Origin of the sequence: Marinomonas sp. FW-1 (genome assembly GCF_005222245.1) — a bacterium.
GTDB classification, from domain to species: Bacteria; Pseudomonadota; Gammaproteobacteria; order Pseudomonadales; family Marinomonadaceae; genus Marinomonas; species Marinomonas alcarazii.
The window spans coordinates 2564844-2580965 of sequence record NZ_CP025987.1 but is presented as its reverse complement, the minus strand read 5'-3'; the positions used below and the strand labels follow the sequence as shown (position 1 = coordinate 2580965).

The following is a 16122-nucleotide window of genomic DNA, read 5'->3' as shown; positions in this document are numbered from 1 at the left end:
CTAAAGTCTTATTGGTATCTTTTAGGTATTTATTTTTTTAAAAATTAGCACCAATTATTCGTTCAGGCAAATAAATATGACAGAATTGTGGAAAGTAATTTGATCTTGCGTTTTAATTGGTCTTATATTGGTTTGTTTTCGTGGCTGAAAAGAGGGTTCTTATGCAAGTCATCATTCTTCCATCCGCTCATGATGTGGCCTTGTTCGCGGCTGATCGTGTCGTTGATGTGATTAATACCAAAACGAATCCTGTTTTAGGGTTAGCGACTGGGTCTACACCCATTGCTTTGTACAAAGAGCTGGTGGCGCGTTATCAATCCAGGCAAGTATCGTTCCGGCACACCATCAGCTTTAATTTGGATGAATATATTGGTATTGCCGATTCTCATCAGCAGAGCTATCGCACCTTTATGAATCAACACCTGTTTGAATCGATTGATATTGTCGCAACGAATACATATGTTCCATTGGCCGAGAGCCAAAATGCAGACACCTTAAAGAAAAGTGCGCAAGATTATGAAGTGAGTATTCAGCAAGCGGGTGGGATTGATTTACAGATTTTGGGCATTGGTTTAAATGGTCATATTGGCTTTAATGAGCCTACTTCTAGTTTTGCTTCGCGCACGCGCATCAAAACCTTGTCTGAATCGACCGTTGCTGCGAATAAACGTTTTTTTAAAGAAGGCGAGTATCAGCCGCATTTAGCGCTAACCATGGGAATTGGTACTATTTTAGAAAGCAAGTCAGTGCTGTTAATGGCCACTGGTAAAGCGAAAGCAGAGGCGGTTAAAGCCATGGTTGAAGGCCCACTTTCTGCCATGTGTCCAGCGTCAGCACTGCAACTGCATGAATTGGCAACCATAGTATTAGATGAAGAAGCCGCTAGTTTGTTAACGTTAAAAGAATATTACCAATGGTGTGAACAAAAACGTCAACAATTGCACGAGGGAAGTTTGGCATGAGCGGTTTATATATTGGTGTGGACGGCGGTGGTACTTTTTGCCGTGCCCGCTTGGTTGATGGTGATGGCAATGTTTTAGGTGAAGCCGTCGGTGGCTCAGGTAATCCAAGAATCGGTATTGAGGCGGCTTGGCAGAATATTATCAACGCCTGTCTTGAAGCGTGCCATCAAGGCAATATTTCTCCCGAAGTTTATGCAAAAATTACCTTAGGTTTAGGTTTAGCGGGTGCCAATCAGCCACTGGAGCAAGAGTTGGTGATTGCTCAAAAATCACCGTTTGGGCAGCGTTACTTATTGACCGATGCGCACGCGGCTTGTTTGGGGGCCTTTAATGGCGAAGATGGCGCGTTATTGATATTGGGCACAGGCAGCTGTGGGGTTGTTTATCAAAATGAACGATTCAATATTGTTGGTGGCTGGGGTTTTCCCTTATCTGACCAAGGTAGTGGGGCGCGTATTGGTCTTGCTGCTTTAGAGTATTCACTAGCGGCTTTGGATGGAATCTCTCCATCGACACCTTTTACCGACAGCATTAATGCTGAGTTCTCTTTATCGGCAGAGGAATATGTCTTGTATCAAAACAGAGCTCCATTGCCAAAAGAATACGGTGCGTTTGCAGTTCAGGTATTTCAGTTTGCCCAGCAGAAAGACCCAATTGCCCTGAAAATTATCCAGCAACAAGTGGAGTGGGTGAGTCAATACCTAGACGCTTTGATAGCTAAAGGTGCTCAGAAGATTGTTTTAGTAGGCGGCGTATCAGAGGCCATTTTAGAATATTTGCCAGAGCGTTTTTCGCCTTACTTTTGTCAGCCAAAGGGTGACGCTATGGCGGGTGCCATTTTGATGGCTAAAGCTCAAATAGGAAGGAAAGCAATATGATGGAACATAAGTTAACAACCTTGTTTGCCAAGCGTTTGTTCGATGGAGAGAACTGGCTCACGAATCAAAAGGTGACCTTTAAAGGGCAAGTGATTGACTCTATTACATCTGTTGCTGATTTAGCTGTTGAGCAATCCACTGAAAATACAGACGTGGTTGATATTCTGGCGCCAGGGTTTATTGATGTGCATGTCAATGGCGGTGGCGGCGCCTTGTTTAACCATACGCCGACCATTGAAGCATTAGAGCGCATGGTGGCTGTGCATGCTCAATTTGGTACTGTGGCTATGATGCCGACATTGATTTCTGATGATTACGAGATCATGTCGCAAGCACATCAAGCGGTTTGCCAAGCTCTTAAGCAAAATATGGCGGGTATTTTGGGGATGCATTATGAAGGTCCTTACCTTAATCCCATTCGTAAAGGTGTTCATAATGAATCTAAGCTGCGCAAACCCACAGAAGGTAAACTTGCCACGTTATTAGAAGTGAGTCGAAGTGGAAAGCTCATGGTGACATTGGCACCAGAGCAAGTGCCAGAAGGTTTTATTGAATGGTTGGTTTCTGAAGGGGCTATCGTTTGTGTTGGGCATTCTGCAGCGAGTTATGATCAAGCAAGACAAGCGGTGATGAGTGGTGCCCGCGGCTTCACGCATTTGTTTAATGCCATGACGCCTTTAATTAGCCGTGAGCCTGGTGTGGTTGGTGCAGCTTTACAGACCGATATACCAACTTGGTGTGGTTTAATTGCCGATGGGCATCATGTGCATCCTGCAAGTATGCGAGTGGCAATTGCAGCAAAAGGCTGTGAACATATGCTTTTAGTAACAGATGCTATTCAGAGTGTGGGTTCAGATGAAAAAGAAATGCCATTTTTAGGTAAAAAAGTATTGCGCAGTGAGGGCAAAGTCACCACTGAAGATGGTACGTTAGCGGGCTCCGATTTAGATATGGCAACCGCTGTACGTAATGCCGTTAACCTAATAGGCCTGTCACCAACGGAAGCCTTGCAAATGGCGTCCTTAAGGCCTGCTGAGTTTTTAGGGATAGCTGGTGATTTTGGTCGTATTAAAGCGGGATACCGAGCGAGTCTTGTCGGTCTAAGCGAAGATTATTTTGTCAAATCAACATGGATTGATGGGCAAAAGGTGTGGGGGTAGGTAGTAACTTATTTTAATTAAGTTGGAATAAAGCTATCTATCCAAAGTTAATCTCTATAGTATGGCGGCACAAGCTAGAAAGAAGTCTAAAATTATTAACTCTGCAATACGTTGTTTTATTCATAAAATCCTCGTCCTGAAAGTTTCTAAGTACAAGTCTATTTTTTTTGCAAAACCGGCCCCTAAAGGGCTATTTAAAACTCAGGTGATTATTTATGTCTAATACAGTGAAAGGAACCGTTAAGTGGTTCAACGAAACGAAAGGTTTTGGTTTTATCGAGCAAGAGTCTGGCCCAGATGTGTTCGCACATTTCAGCGCTATTGTAAGCGATGGATTCAAAACTTTGGCTGAGGGCCAACAAGTAGAATTCGTTGTGACTGCTGGCCAAAAAGGTCCTCAAGCAGAAAATATTACAGTACGTTAATTAGCGACTAAGAATATTTAAAAAAGGGTAAGTTCTTCGGAGCTTACCCTTTTTTGTGTTTGAAAAATCACGCCTTCTTACGGAAGCGCGAGTACCAATTCGTTGCGCTCTTTACCTATCTAATTGAAACTTTCCTTTAGGTTTTTACGTATTTATATGTATCTGTTGCTTTGTAGTCATATTGCAACAACCTAAGACTAATAAGGAAAGATGCTATGAATCGTCGAAACTTTCTCGTAACAACTGCTTGTGTTATCGGTGGTGCTCATTCGTTCAGTGCGCCTGTCATGGCTGCCAGTTCAACCTCTGATGAAGATTTTGAGGTGGTACTCAGTAAGAAGCAGTGGCAAGCAAAGCTAAGTGATTTTGAATATCAGGTAATGAGAGAAGAAAAAACGGAGCGTGCTGGTAGCAGTCCTTTACTGGGTGAAAAGCGAGAGGGAACCTATCATTGTAAGGGCTGTGATCTTCCTCTTTATCCCAGTAAGACTAAATATGAGAGCGGCACAGGCTGGCCAAGTTTCTATGATAGTTTGCCAAATGCGATAGGAACAAAAGAAGACAATGGTTTCTTTATGAAGCGTACAGAAGTTCATTGCCGTCGATGCGGTAGTCATTTGGGGCATATTTTTGATGATGGCCCGCAACCAACAGGATTACGCCATTGCTTAAATGGTATTTCTTTAGTTTTTAAGCCCGCGTAAATACGATTTCTAAATTATTTTGAAAAAAAATGAAACCTTTTTAAATTTGCTACGTATCTCTTTATAACCATGGCGAATTGTTATGGACAAACAAACTGGAGAATAACAATGAAATTACTAAGTCTTGTTTCCGCTGCAACAATTGTGACGCTTGCTGGCTGCTCTGCTGGTGGCATGAAAACGACTGATGAAAATACAAACCCAATGGTGGGCGGCGCGCCAATGTATGCGAGCAAAAACATCATTGAAAATGCGGTTAATTCTAAAGACCACACGACATTAGTGGCAGCTGTTAAAGCCGCAGGTTTGGTTGAAACACTTCAAGGTCCAGGTCCTTTTACTGTCTTTGCGCCAACCAATGCGGCGTTTGATAAATTACCAGAGGGTGCTGTAGCCGGTTTGTTGAAACCAGAGAATAAAGCCGCCCTAACTAAAGTGTTAGCGTGTCATGTGGTAAAAGCGGATGCTTTGTCTGGCGCTATCAAAACCATGATTGATGATGACATGGGCAAACACCCAGTGCCTACCATTGGCGGCTGTACATTAATGGCTACTTATATGGGTGATAAAATCATGCTGGAAGATGAAAACGGCCGTGTTGCTCACGTAACTATTGCTGACGTTAAACAATCTAACGGTGTGATCCATGTAATTGATACTGTGCTTTTGCCTAAGCAATAAGCCAGTACCAAAACACAGATTTAGCCCAAAAGCCGGTATTTAACTAATAAGGTTGGCAGGCTAAACGATGAAACCAGTATCTTTACCCCTTTAGATGCTGGTTTCTTCGTTTCTTAAGGTCAAAACTTCATAACCTGTTTCTGTGACCAAGATGGTATGTTCCCACTGTGCGGAAAGCTTTTTGTCAGCGGTAACGACGGTCCAGCCATCTTTTTTCGTCTTAGTTTTGGCTTTCCCTTGGTTGATCATGGGTTCGATAGTAAAAGTCATGCCTGCTTCCAGTGTCATTCCTGTTCCTGCTTTGCCGAAATGCAGAACTTGTGGTTCTTCGTGCATTTCTCGGCCAATGCCATGACCACAGTATTCTTTGACCACTGAATAGCCTTTGCTTTCAGCTAAGGTTTGGATGGCTGCGCCGATGTCGCCTAGCGTGGCCCCCGGTTTTACTTTTTTAATCCCAGCCCACATGGCGTCATAAGTCGTTTTGACTAAACGTTTGGCAATAGGATTGGCCTCGCTCATGACATACATTTTGCTGGAATCGGCGATAAAGCCGTTCTTTTCTAGGGTAATGTCTAGATTGATGATGTCTTTTGCTTTGAGTTTATGGCTGTCGTTTGGCACACCATGACAAACGACTTCATTTATTGAAGAGTTTAAGGAAAAGCCATAATCGTATTGTCCAAGGCTTGCCGGCCTGGCGCTCAGTTCATTGCGAATGAAGTCTTCTACTTTATCGTTGATTTCTAAAGTCGATACGCCTTCTTTGACGAAGTCATCGAGCATATGAAATACGCTGGCCAGTAGCTTGCCAGACTCACGCATGAGTTCGATTTCTGTTGCTGTTTTAATATGAACTTGCATGCTACTTCACAGCTTTGAGTGGCGTTTCAGCATTTGCGCTGGCGAGTTCATTGGCGATCAACTCGGAAAAAGTAAGGTCTGGGTTTAGCTCGGCTAAACGTCCCATTTTTATCCAGAATTCGGCCTGTGCATTGATGGAGCGAGACATGACGTGGCTGCTTTTGCGAATGTCGTCATGGAGGTCGTCGGAGATTTTAATAATACCCATGGGATATGATCCATATATAAAGTGTATACGGATCATATATTCATGATTTGATCTTTTCAAGTGCTAATTATAAATGCGCTTTTAGTGAAACAAGTCTTTTATCAGCTTAATGCCTGCTTCTTGTCCGCCTTGGTTGTACGCATCTAAAAGTGCAGAGCCAAGAATCGCGATGTCGGCCTTGCCAATCAGTTGCTCTATTTGCGCACGTTCACGCAGGCCAAAACCGACGCCCATTGGTGCGCTGGCGTGTTGTTTGATTTGTGCTAAATAGTCATCAAGAGATGTCTGCTTGGCTTTGCCTTCATGGCTAGAGTGACCTGTTACTCCAGAGCGCGCCACGCAATATAAGAAACCGCTGGCTTGACTGGCTAGCATAGCTAATCTCTCTGGTGGCGTTACTGGTGTGACCAACCAAACTGGATCGATGTGATTGGTTTTACAAGCGGCTTGATAGGTTGCTGCTTGCTCAATCGGCAAGTCCGGTAGGATCAAGCCTAGAATGTTTTCTTCCGCCGCACGTTTGGCGAGCTTGTCTAAACCAAAGCGGTACATCGGGTTTAGGTAGCTCATCAACACAATGCGGCTGTCAGGGAAATTCTTTGCTAGCTTACCAAGTTGCGACAGGCAAGTGTCTACATTCAGATCTTGCTCTAATGCTTTATGGCAAGCCGCCACAATGCTTGGACCGTCTGCTACTGGGTCGGAAAAAGGAAATTGCACTTCGATAAAGTCGACACCTTCCTGCATTAATCTTTCCATCCAGCTTAAGCTTTCCTCAACACTTGGGTAGCCATACACCACATGAGTCATGGATAGAATAGGTTTTTGTTGGCGCTTTTCTTCAATAAAGGTCGCTAACTGGCTCATGCTTTTTGCTCCTCATTGTCGGCGTGGTTGGTTGGGTAGGCCGCAAGGTAATCGGTTAAAAACTGCGGGAAGGTTTCGTCTTGTACCGCTTTCGCCACGTTAAAGATGTCTTTGTCGCCACGACCTGAGAGGTTAATGACAATTTTTGAATCTTTTGGCAAGTTCGGTGCGTCTTTAAACGCACCTGCCAAGGCATGAGACGATTCTAAAGCAGGGATAATACCTTCTTTTTTCAGTAATAATGTACAAGCAGCGATTACGTCATCGTCCATTGCATAAGTCATTTTCAATCGGCCTGTTTCGGCAAGGTGAGCAATGATTGGGGAAACACCAACGTAATCTAAGCCTGCGGCAATCGAGTGAGTTTCTTGCAGCTGTCCTGCGTTATCTTGCAAGAACATGGTTGCAAAGCCTTGGGCAATACCTGGCTGACCAAGGTTATGAGAAAGGCGAATAGAGTGCTCGCCAAGTTCTAAGCCTTTGCCGCCTGCTTCGACGCCAATCATTTCCACATCTTTGTCATCGAGGAAAGGTAAGAACAGGCCACAAGCATTCGAACCACCGCCAACACAAGCGTATAAGCGATCCGGGAATTGACCGAATTGTGCGACGCTTTGCTCACGTACTTCATTGCCAATAACAGATTGGAAAAACGCCACCATTTCAGGGAAGGGCGCGCAACCACAGGAAGTGCCGATTAAATAATGGCTTTCTTCGTGGCTGGAAGACCAATCGCGTAGTGCTTCATCCAGTGCATCTCGCAAAGTTTGCGCACCCGTGGTAACTGGTACAACCGTTGCACCTAATTGTTTCATCCAGAACACATTTGGGTACTGGCGTTCGATGTCCTTTGCGCCCATGTAAATAGTGCACTCAAGGCCTAAACGCGCTGCAACAAGAGCGGTGGCGATGCCGTGTTGTCCCGCGCCTGTTTCGGCAATCACGCGTTTTTTGCCCATACGTTTAACCAATAACCCTTGGCCAATCACGTTGTTCATTTTGTGTGCGCCACTGTGATTTAAATCTTCACGCTTAAGGTAAATTTGTGCGCCGCCAAAGTGCTCGGTTAAATTTGCACAAAACGTCAGAGGTGTAGGGCGGCCAGAAAACTGCTGCCATTGTTTATTAAGCTCAGCGAGAAACTCTGGATCGTTTTTGGCTTCTTCGAACGCATGTAAAATTTGCTGTTGGCTCGAATAAAGGATTTCAGGAATATAGCTACCGCCGTATTGCCCGTAGAAACCGTTCTCGCTTTGCATGACTTGCTCCTAAATAACTATTTATTTAACTATACCGTTTAGTTAATTTAATACGGCATTGATTAGCCGTCAAGTGATTTGGTTTTAGTTTTTTGTTTGTTCTTATTTTGACTTCAGGAGAATGAGAGATTTGATCTGCTTGCATTTTTGAGATCAATTACTTAGTGTACATCAAGAGTTTTTGTTTCGTCTTGGGAGGCGGCTTAACTCAATTTTGTATCTAACATGTAGGAATCAATATTTTGAAAAATTCTTTGCAATCTATCCATCACCACCATAAAGCTTAACCTTTCAGGTCTAGGCTGGAAGGTTTAATTTACCTTCCAGTGGAGCAGAATTTTTCAATTAACCTCCGGAAGGTAACTTTCGGGGGTTTTTCATTTTAAGCCCCCCATGAAATGACTGACAGGCAACTTTGCCAATGACAATTTGAAAACAAAATGGGGAAAACATGATTGACAATAATCGACTGCGTATTGCGGTACAGAAATCGGGTCGCCTTAGTGATGATAGTATTGCTTTACTAAATGCGATTGGTATTAAGCTACAAATACGAGATCGTTTGCTGATCGCACATTCAACCAATCAACCAATCGATCTTTTGTTGGTGCGTGATGATGATATTCCTGGGTTGGTCATGGATGGGGTAGTGGATCTTGGTTTTATTGGCGAAAACGAGCTAGAAGAAAAAATGCTGGAACGCAAAGCATCAAATAAGCCCTATGACTATCAAGAGCTACGTCGTTTAGATTATGGTGGTTGCGGTTTGTCCATTGCGGTGCCAAACGAGTTAGATTATCGCGGTGTAGAGTCTCTTTCTGGGAAAAAAGTCGCTACGACCTATCCTTATCTCTTAGAGCGATTTTTCAAAGAGAACAATGTTGCTGCGCAAGTTGTGATGCTAACTGGGTCAGTGGAAGTAGCACCAAGGGCTGGAGTGGCCGACGCTATTTGTGATTTGGTGTCCACGGGGGCAACATTGGAAGCCAATGGTTTGCACGAAGAAGACATTGTCTTTCGTTCAAAAGCGACATTTATTCAGCGTTCGGGAGATATGGCGCCAGAAAAGCAGGCATTAATTGATAAACTGTTGCCACGCATTGATGGCGTCACCCAAGCTAAAGAAAGTAAGTACATTATGCTACACGCGCCAAAGGCCAACTTGGAACAGGTAAAAGCTTTGTTGCCAGGTTCGGAAAACCCTACATTGTTGCCCTTGGCTGGTAATGACAATGTCGTTGCTATTCATGTGGTGAGCCCTGAGAACTTGTTTTGGGAAACCATGGAAAATCTAAAAGCGTTAGGTTGTAGCTCAATATTAGTTATGCCTATTGAAAAAATGATGAGCTGATTCCTTGGGTTAATATGTCATTTCCTACAGAACAACACCTTATGTTTTTGATAGGGTGTTGTTCGGTTCTGGTATATTTAGTCTATCAAGAGTGATCGCGAGCTCAATTAATAACCTCATCGTCTAATAACGGGTTAATGCTCAATTTACTGCTACAATTTGAGTGAGCCAATTTTTTATAACAGGACGCCTTATGATTAAGCCTGACATCCCAAAAAATGAAGCTGAGCGATTGCACGCATTAAGAGCATTGCGAATTCTTGACACCTCTCACGAAGAAAGATTTGATCGCATCACTCGGATGGCTAAGCGAATGTTTAATGTTTCTATCTCGTTGATTAGCCTGATAGATGAAAGCCGCCAATGGTTTAAATCACGACAAGGGCTTGAGGTGATTGAAACACCGCGTGATGTTTCATTTTGTGGTCATGCTATTCATCAGGATGGTTTGTTTATCATTACCGATGCGTCAATTGACGAACGATTTTTTGATAACCCACTTGTTACCGATGCGCCGAATATTCGTTTTTATGCAGGCTACCCTTTGAAACTTCGCCAAGGAATTAATATCGGCACTTTGTGTATCATAGATAGCAAGCCAAGGATATTTGATGAAGAAGATCAGTTATTACTGAAGGACTTAGGCACGATCATTGAGCAGGAAATTCAATCGATTCAGCTTGCGACCTTGGATGAATTGACATTGATATCGAATCGACGTGGCTTTATGACCATGGTCAATCATATGCTCAAAGTGTGTCAGCGCGATAAAAAAGCGATGTCTTTTGTTGTCTTTGACCTTAATAAGTTTAAAGCGATAAATGATAACTATGGACACCATGAAGGTGATTTTGTATTGGCTAAATTCGCTCAGATAATGCTTGAGTCATTTAGTGAATACGATGTTATTGGTCGGTTGGGTGGTGATGAATTTGTTGCTATGTTGAGTGACCGTACAGATGAAGAGATTAGTGTCTTTTTAGAGCATTTTGCGGCATGTGTCGATGAAGTGAATGATAGTTTGAAAAAGCCTTATAGGATTCAATACAGCGCAGGTGTTACGCATTTCCCGTATGATACAGACAAATCGATCGAAGAGATGATTCAATGCGCCGATGCCGTCATGTATCAACAGAAGAAAAATAGGTAGCGTCCCTTTCATTTCTATAATTTGTTATTATCCGCTTATGTTGCTTTTTTAGAAATAGAAAGTACCGACACATCAATGGGTTAGAATTCCGTTAGATGAAATAACACTTGTTAAGAGGCTGTAATGGCAAGAGGAAGACCCAGTAAGAAAGCGCATATTGTGAAATCTGCACGCGGATTATTTACTCAGCAGGGGTATCAAAGCACCAGTATTGATCAAGTTGTGGCGACAGCAGGCGTGTCAAAGCCGACTGTGTACAGCAACTTTCCCACTAAGTTAGTGTTATGGGAAGCTGTATTTGCTGAACTGATTGAGGAATCTCAGTATGAAATGCAGGCGGTATTGGATGGGCTTAATACCCATGCTAAACAAGACTTCTTTACTGGTTGGGTGAAGCTGTGGGAGACGTGGCTGGGTTTGCCTGAGCGTGTAAGAGTTTACCGTATTTTATTGGGCGAACAGCACAAGATGATGGCTTCGACTCTTTTGATGTTTGATGAATTTGAAGGCGTATTGGACTCGGCTTTGTTGGCTTGGTTGGGGTATTTTTCGATGTCACCAAATACATTATTTATACTAAAGGCTGTTACGAAAGAAGCGATATTAACACCTGTTTTGATGAATCGAGCTTCAATGAGTGCAACGGAATTAAAACGCCAACTTGATCCGCTACTTGTGTTGTAACAGCTGTCATCAGTTTTAAAAAAGGTCAGATAACAAATTTATCTGACCTTTTTATGTTTAAGCTTCTGTTACTTGCGCATGACCATCTTCAACTCTGAATAAGAGGAAAACGGCAAGCAATCCAAGAATCGAAAAGCCGCCTGAAATTGGCATTAGAGTGTTGTTGTACATTTGACCAATGATGGTACCAATGCCCATTGCCATGATTGAAGATACTGAGCCTATAACGGCGGAAGCAATGCCTGCTACATGCCCCATAGGTTCCATGGCAAGGGAGTTCAAGTTGCCGAATAACAGGCCAAAGCAGAAGAACAGAACTGCTGCATAGATCAGGAACATCCACAGTGAAATACTGACAAAGCTGTGTAGTGCAAAGAAAAGCATAGAAGCCACAACAACTAAGCATGTTGCTCGAAATGCAATGTATTTGGCACCAAACTTTTCAACAATCCGAGAGTTTACCAAAGAAGAAAAACCCAGAACGAGAGCCAGCAAGCCAAAATAAAGAGCGAATAATTCACCCGTTTTGAATTGCACTTGGAAAATCTGCTGAGACGAATTCAAATACCCCATGAAGCTACCAAACATGAGTCCCATGCAAACAGTGTAACTGGCAGTCGCTTTGTTGGTGATGACTTCTTTAAAGCCTTCTACAAAGCCTTTTTTAGAAAATGGAATGCGATGTGCTTTGGGTAATGTCTCTTTAAGACGCAGGCCGATCCAGACGATCAGGATGGCTGCATAGACTAGATACATTTCAAAAATGCCGCGCCAATCGGACACCAATAAAATAGCTTGCCCCAATGTAGGTGCAATGGCAGGTACCAATACGAAGATCATCATCACCAAAGACATGATGCGCGCCATTTTGTCGCCATGGTACAAATCGCGCACTAATGAAATGGCTGAAATATAGGGGCCAGCAACGCCTAAACCTTGTATGAATCGGCCTAACATCAACACTTCTAAGCTATCAGCTTGATAGCACACGACCGTACCAACCAAATACATAGCGAAACCACCAAACAAAATGGGGCGTCGGCCTGACGAATCAGAAAGTGGCCCGCAAATCAGCTGACCCAAAGCCAAACCTAGGAACAGCATGCTAATAAGCAGTTGAGGCTGGTTTTCCGTTACCGCACCCAGTTCGTTGCCAATAATACCAAGAGCAGGCAAAAGAGCATCAATAGAAATGGCGGTGATCGACATTAAAGTGGCGACAAGAAGGGTGAATTCTTTTGACCCCATGCCCGCAGAGGATGTGTTGTTGTGTGCGTTTTCCATAGTTTACCTAGCTAAATGGTTTGAGAGCGAGTCCAGTGCTAACGCTCTTTTTTAGAAGATCTATTATAACTTTTTATAGTGACGAAAAATTGACTATTTCAACATTAATCGAGGAAAAATTATTGCATTTTTACTTTATGGGAAAGGCTACTTTTATTTGCTCCCTCAAATATTTTATGTACTAAACTTGCAAAGGCTGGTTAATGCTTATAGCTGGCTTGATTGAATGGTTAATAATTCTAAGGATTGAATATGAAGAATAAAACTCAGTTATCATTATTTTCTACTGGGACTGTCGCTTTTTTGCTGACTGGTTTTTCCCTTACCTGGTCACCAGAAGCTGAGGCTTGTGGGCCGGAATCGTATATAGGTGAGGTGTGCCTTACTGCTGCGAATTTTTGCCCTGAAAGGACAGTGGAAGCCAATGGAGCGCTTATGGATATATCGGCTAATACCGCCTTGTTCTCATTGCTTAGCTGCCAGTATGGGGGGATTGTCGTACGACTTTCGCCCTGCCTGATTTACGAGGAAGGGCACCAGTTCATTATGGTACTCCTCCAGGTGGCGCCAATCGTCCGTGGGGGCTGTCTTATGGTTATCAAAGTATAGTACAAAGTGTGTCTCAATTAGCAGAACATACCCATACTGCGGTAGTTGGCTCTAGCGGGGGGCAGGGTGAGGCCTATGCCTCTGGTGTTGTCAGCTTACCTGTTACAGCATCAGCGAAAATAGCGACGTCTGTTGCCGTTAATGCATCAAATACACCAGAAGATCATGCCGTGCTCGGTCCTACTGGGTCACCTTTAGCGAAAGCATACAGTGAGCCTGGAGCGGTAGCGGATCTGACCATAGGATCAGAGGGCGCAGTAACAGGAGTCGCGACGGGACTTGTAAAACTCCCGGTCACGGGAAGTGGCGGAATCAATGCGGTTGTCATAAAAAGTACTGGAGGCAGTGCACCTATGCCTGTCGAGGGTCCTAGACTGGCAATGCATTATTGTATTGTAGTTGATGGTATCTACCCGCCAAGAGGGTGAGAATAAAAAGGGATGTTCCACCGGAGCGTATTCAGGTGATCATCCCAGTTCACATTTCTTTATATCATTTTTTCTGATGAGTAACAATTTTTGGTAGGGTAAAAATATGCATAAAAAAGAGATTTTTTTGTTTGATATGTGCAAAGAATATTTTATAGTTGCGCTTTAAAAGGTCCGTCAAATTGTTATTTGATTTTAATATGGATGTTAAAATTTTATGTTCACTCTAAATGTTCTTCCTCCCCGTGAATGTACTTTTCAATCTCTGATTTTATTCTCTTCTAAGGAGTTTTTATGTCTTCTCGACTAATGTTGGGTCGTTCCGCATTGGCTGTTTTTGTATCTTTAGCTGTTGCTGGGTGCTCGGTAGTGCCAAAGCAATTTTCTAATCAAGAAGTGATGGCGAATGCAGCGGAAAATGCGGACTTATTAACGCAAGATGTAGCTCCTATCAATGGCCCTATTGGTCTGAGCGAGGCATTTGCGCGGACCATTAAATTCAACCGCGATGCTCGGTTAAAGGCGTTTGAAGCGGTTGTTTCTCAAGGTCAGTTGGCAGTCGATCAGTTCGACATGTTACCGGATTTGGCTGTTCAAGCAGGGTATAACCGACGTAACAATTATGCCGCTTCGGCTTCCGTGTCGTTTTCTGGCGATGAGCCTGCTTCACTTGGCAGTAACCCGAGTTATTCCGTTTCGTCTGATAAAAGCACAGTCAATGCGAGTATTGGTGCAACGTGGGATATTTTAGATTTTGGCTTGTCTTATTATCGTTCTAAGCAGCAGGCAGACCGCTTTTTAATTTCCAAAGAGCGTGAACGAAAAGTCGTTCATACTATAATGGAGCAAGCTCGCAGTGCCTATTACCGCGCGGTATCTGCTGAACGCCTTTTGTCTAAAATTAATCCGCTTATCATACAAGCGCGTACCGCTTTAGCCGACTCAACTCGATTAGAAAGACTTCGTGCGCAATCGCCTATGGAAGCCTTGTCTTATCAGCGTTCCCTGTTAGAAACCCTGCGAACATTACAAGATATTCGCAAAGACCTAATGCCAGCCAAAGCCGAGTTGGCCACCTTAATGGGGTTGAACCCCGCAGCGGATTTTGAGCTTGCTGATGTAAATAACCCTGATTTTATTACACCGCGTTTGAATATTGCCATTGATGATATGGAGCGTACGGCATTAGTTCGCCGTCCAGAACTTCGTGAAGCGCAATATCAGGAGCGTATTACTCAGGAAGAGGTGCGCTCAGCCTTCCTTTCTTTGTTCCCAAGTTTGAATTTAAATGCCAGCGTTAACTACAACGATTCAGATTACCTTCGTAATAATAACTGGACATCCGCTGGTGTTGGGGTCAACTGGAATTTAATGAATGTATTCCGCTACGGCAAAATAGAGCAGCTAAACAAATTAAAAGTGGCAGCGAGTCAACAGCAAGCTCTTGCTGTGTCGATGGCGGTCATTTCACAAGTGCATATTGCGGATATTCAATTTAAAGAAGCGGGCGACAGTTATCAGTTAGCCACTCAATATTTGGATGTAGCGCAACGGATCAAAACGCAAATCGATTCTAATCGAAAAGCGCAAAGTATTGGTGACCTTACGGTGATCCGAGAAAATCTCAATGCCTTGTTAGCCGAGTTACGTCGCGATGTCGCTTATGCAGAATTGCAAAACAACTTTGGGAAGGTGCTGGTGTCTATGGGCTTAGATCCTTTGCCTGAAGGCTTTGGCGGCATGAACCTAGAGCAATTATCTGAGGCTTTTGGTCAGCTTCAAACGAAATGGCAGCAGGGTGAAGTCAGCGTTGTGAGCCAAGAAGCGATGCAGGCAGCAGTAGTTGCTCAACAAAATACGGCGTTAAAAGACTGATGCGATTGATAAGCAAAACAATGGGCCTGATGCTTATCGCCGGCTCTTTTATGATGACCTCTATTGAGGCGTCGGCCGAGGAGCGCGCTCGCGGCATACTGGTCGCGAGCGATAAAGCCAGTTTGTCTAGTGAGCTGGCGGCGAAAGTGATTGCAGTGCCTAAAAAAATGGGGGAGTCCTTTAATAAGGGTGATCTGCTTGTGCAGCTTGATTGTCGTTTGTTTAACGCACAGCTGGAAAAAGTCGAAGCCGAGACGAAGACGGCGCGGGCAAAGCTAGACAACGTGCAGCAGCTTAATCGTTTAAATTCCATCGGCACACTTGATGTAGTCATTGCTGAAGCCGATTTACAAAAAGTGCAAGCTGAGCGAACTATGGCGCAGTTGAATGTGGAGCGCTGTGATATCAAAGCCCCTTTTGCAGGCAGTATAGAGCAATTGGATGTTCAGCCTTTTGAAGTGGTGCAGCAACAGCAAGCTTTACTGAAAATCGTTGGGCATGAGCGCTTGGAGGCTGACATTATTGTGCCTGCTCAATGGATGACCTGGTTAACATTAAACAAGGCGATTAGCTTGCAAGTGGAAGAGACTCAACAGCGTTTACAAGCCGTGGTCAGTCATATTGGACCCAGTGTGGATCCGACCAGTCAGACTATCCAAATTCGTGCCAGCATTAAAAATGTACCCGTTAGAGTACTGTCTGGTATGAGTGTGGTGGCGGAGTTTCAGTGACC

At 43.7% G+C, this 16122-nt stretch carries 18 protein-coding genes and 1 other annotated feature; of the genes, 13 read left to right on the top strand and 5 right to left on the bottom strand.

Annotated elements, in window-relative coordinates; genetic code table 11:
- Nucleotides 1–161 precede the first annotated feature (161 nt).
- The 6 genes from nagB to C1X04_RS11990 all read left to right on the top strand — a co-directional run bounded on the left by nagB (nt 162) and on the right by C1X04_RS11990 (nt 4810).
- Nucleotides 162–962, top strand: coding sequence for a glucosamine-6-phosphate deaminase (nagB, locus tag C1X04_RS12015; protein WP_110573621.1), 801 nt, complete (start codon nt 162–164; stop codon nt 960–962).
- Complete coding sequence (locus C1X04_RS12010) at nt 959–1840, top strand: BadF/BadG/BcrA/BcrD ATPase family protein (RefSeq protein ID WP_110573619.1); 882 nt, start codon at nt 959–961, stop codon at nt 1838–1840. The genes nagB and C1X04_RS12010 overlap by 4 nt, the downstream gene beginning before the upstream one ends.
- Nucleotides 1837–3000 (top strand): N-acetylglucosamine-6-phosphate deacetylase, encoded by a 1164-nt coding sequence (gene nagA, locus C1X04_RS12005; RefSeq protein WP_137170049.1) that lies wholly within the window; start codon nt 1837–1839, stop codon nt 2998–3000. The genes C1X04_RS12010 and nagA overlap by 4 nt, the downstream gene beginning before the upstream one ends.
- A gap of 215 nt (nt 3001–3215) precedes the next feature.
- A complete protein-coding gene (locus tag C1X04_RS12000) occupies nt 3216–3425 on the top strand; it encodes a cold-shock protein (protein ID WP_110573614.1) in 210 nt (69 codons plus the stop codon).
- Between the two features lie 215 nt (nt 3426–3640).
- Entirely contained in the window at nt 3641–4129 is a 489-nt protein-coding gene (gene msrB / locus C1X04_RS11995; RefSeq protein WP_110573612.1) for a peptide-methionine (R)-S-oxide reductase MsrB, read from the top strand.
- Nucleotides 4130–4237: 108 nt separating this feature from the next.
- Nucleotides 4238–4810: a fasciclin domain-containing protein gene (locus tag C1X04_RS11990; RefSeq protein ID WP_110573610.1), complete on the top strand. Its 573-nt coding sequence runs from the start codon at nt 4238–4240 to the stop codon at nt 4808–4810.
- Between the two features lie 90 nt (nt 4811–4900).
- Here C1X04_RS11990 and map read toward each other — a convergent pair whose 3' ends face one another.
- From map to trpB, 4 genes are all read right to left on the bottom strand, one after another.
- Nucleotides 4901–5674 carry a type I methionyl aminopeptidase gene (gene map, locus C1X04_RS11985; RefSeq protein WP_110573608.1) on the bottom strand — a complete coding sequence of 258 codons (774 nt, stop codon included), beginning with the start codon at nt 5672–5674 and terminating at the stop codon, nt 4901–4903.
- Between the two features lies 1 nt (nt 5675).
- Nucleotides 5676–5882, bottom strand: a complete 207-nt coding sequence (locus tag C1X04_RS11980; RefSeq protein WP_137170048.1) for a ParD-like family protein — start codon at nt 5880–5882, stop codon at nt 5676–5678.
- A gap of 81 nt (nt 5883–5963) precedes the next feature.
- Nucleotides 5964–6749 (bottom strand): tryptophan synthase subunit alpha, encoded by a 786-nt coding sequence (gene trpA / locus C1X04_RS11975; RefSeq protein ID WP_137170047.1) that lies wholly within the window; start codon nt 6747–6749, stop codon nt 5964–5966.
- Nucleotides 6746–8008: a tryptophan synthase subunit beta gene (gene trpB / locus C1X04_RS11970; protein WP_137170046.1), complete on the bottom strand. Its 1263-nt coding sequence runs from the start codon at nt 8006–8008 to the stop codon at nt 6746–6748. Before trpB ends, trpA begins: the two co-directional genes overlap by 4 nt.
- Nucleotides 8009–8273: 265 nt before the next feature.
- Nucleotides 8274–8390: a sequence feature (His leader region), on the top strand.
- 69 nt (nt 8391–8459) lie between these two features.
- Between trpB and hisG the strand changes: the two genes are divergently transcribed.
- The 3 genes from hisG (at nt 8460) to C1X04_RS11955 (ending at nt 11193) form a co-directional block, all read left to right on the top strand.
- Nucleotides 8460–9359, top strand: coding sequence for an ATP phosphoribosyltransferase (gene hisG, locus C1X04_RS11965; protein ID WP_137170045.1), 900 nt, complete (start codon nt 8460–8462; stop codon nt 9357–9359).
- A 193-nt stretch (nt 9360–9552) separates the two neighbouring features.
- The gene (locus C1X04_RS11960) at nt 9553–10509 is read left to right on the top strand and encodes a diguanylate cyclase (protein ID WP_137170044.1); all 957 of its coding nucleotides are present in this window, start codon (nt 9553–9555) and stop codon (nt 10507–10509) included.
- A gap of 123 nt (nt 10510–10632) precedes the next feature.
- On the top strand, nt 10633–11193 hold the full coding sequence (locus C1X04_RS11955) for a TetR/AcrR family transcriptional regulator (protein WP_137170043.1): 561 nt from the start codon (nt 10633–10635) through the stop codon (nt 11191–11193).
- A gap of 57 nt (nt 11194–11250) precedes the next feature.
- Here the strand turns inward: C1X04_RS11955 and C1X04_RS11950 are convergent, their stop codons facing one another.
- Nucleotides 11251–12477, bottom strand: a complete 1227-nt coding sequence (locus C1X04_RS11950; protein ID WP_110573595.1) for a multidrug effflux MFS transporter — start codon at nt 12475–12477, stop codon at nt 11251–11253.
- 252 nt (nt 12478–12729) lie between these two features.
- On the opposite strand from C1X04_RS11950, the gene C1X04_RS18890 reads away from it, so the two are divergent.
- The 4 genes from C1X04_RS18890 (at nt 12730) to C1X04_RS11930 (ending at nt 16120) form a co-directional block, all read left to right on the top strand.
- On the top strand, nt 12730–13086 hold the full coding sequence (locus C1X04_RS18890) for a tail fiber protein (RefSeq protein ID WP_137170042.1): 357 nt from the start codon (nt 12730–12732) through the stop codon (nt 13084–13086).
- Nucleotides 13087–13094: 8 nt separating this feature from the next.
- Complete coding sequence (locus tag C1X04_RS11940) at nt 13095–13514, top strand: hypothetical protein (protein ID WP_137170041.1); 420 nt, start codon at nt 13095–13097, stop codon at nt 13512–13514.
- Between the two features lie 294 nt (nt 13515–13808).
- On the top strand, nt 13809–15389 hold the full coding sequence (locus tag C1X04_RS11935) for a TolC family protein (protein WP_110573591.1): 1581 nt from the start codon (nt 13809–13811) through the stop codon (nt 15387–15389).
- A 50-nt stretch (nt 15390–15439) separates the two neighbouring features.
- On the top strand, nt 15440–16120 hold the full coding sequence (locus tag C1X04_RS11930) for an efflux RND transporter periplasmic adaptor subunit (RefSeq protein ID WP_217494969.1): 681 nt from the start codon (nt 15440–15442) through the stop codon (nt 16118–16120).
- Nucleotides 16121–16122 lie beyond the last annotated feature (2 nt).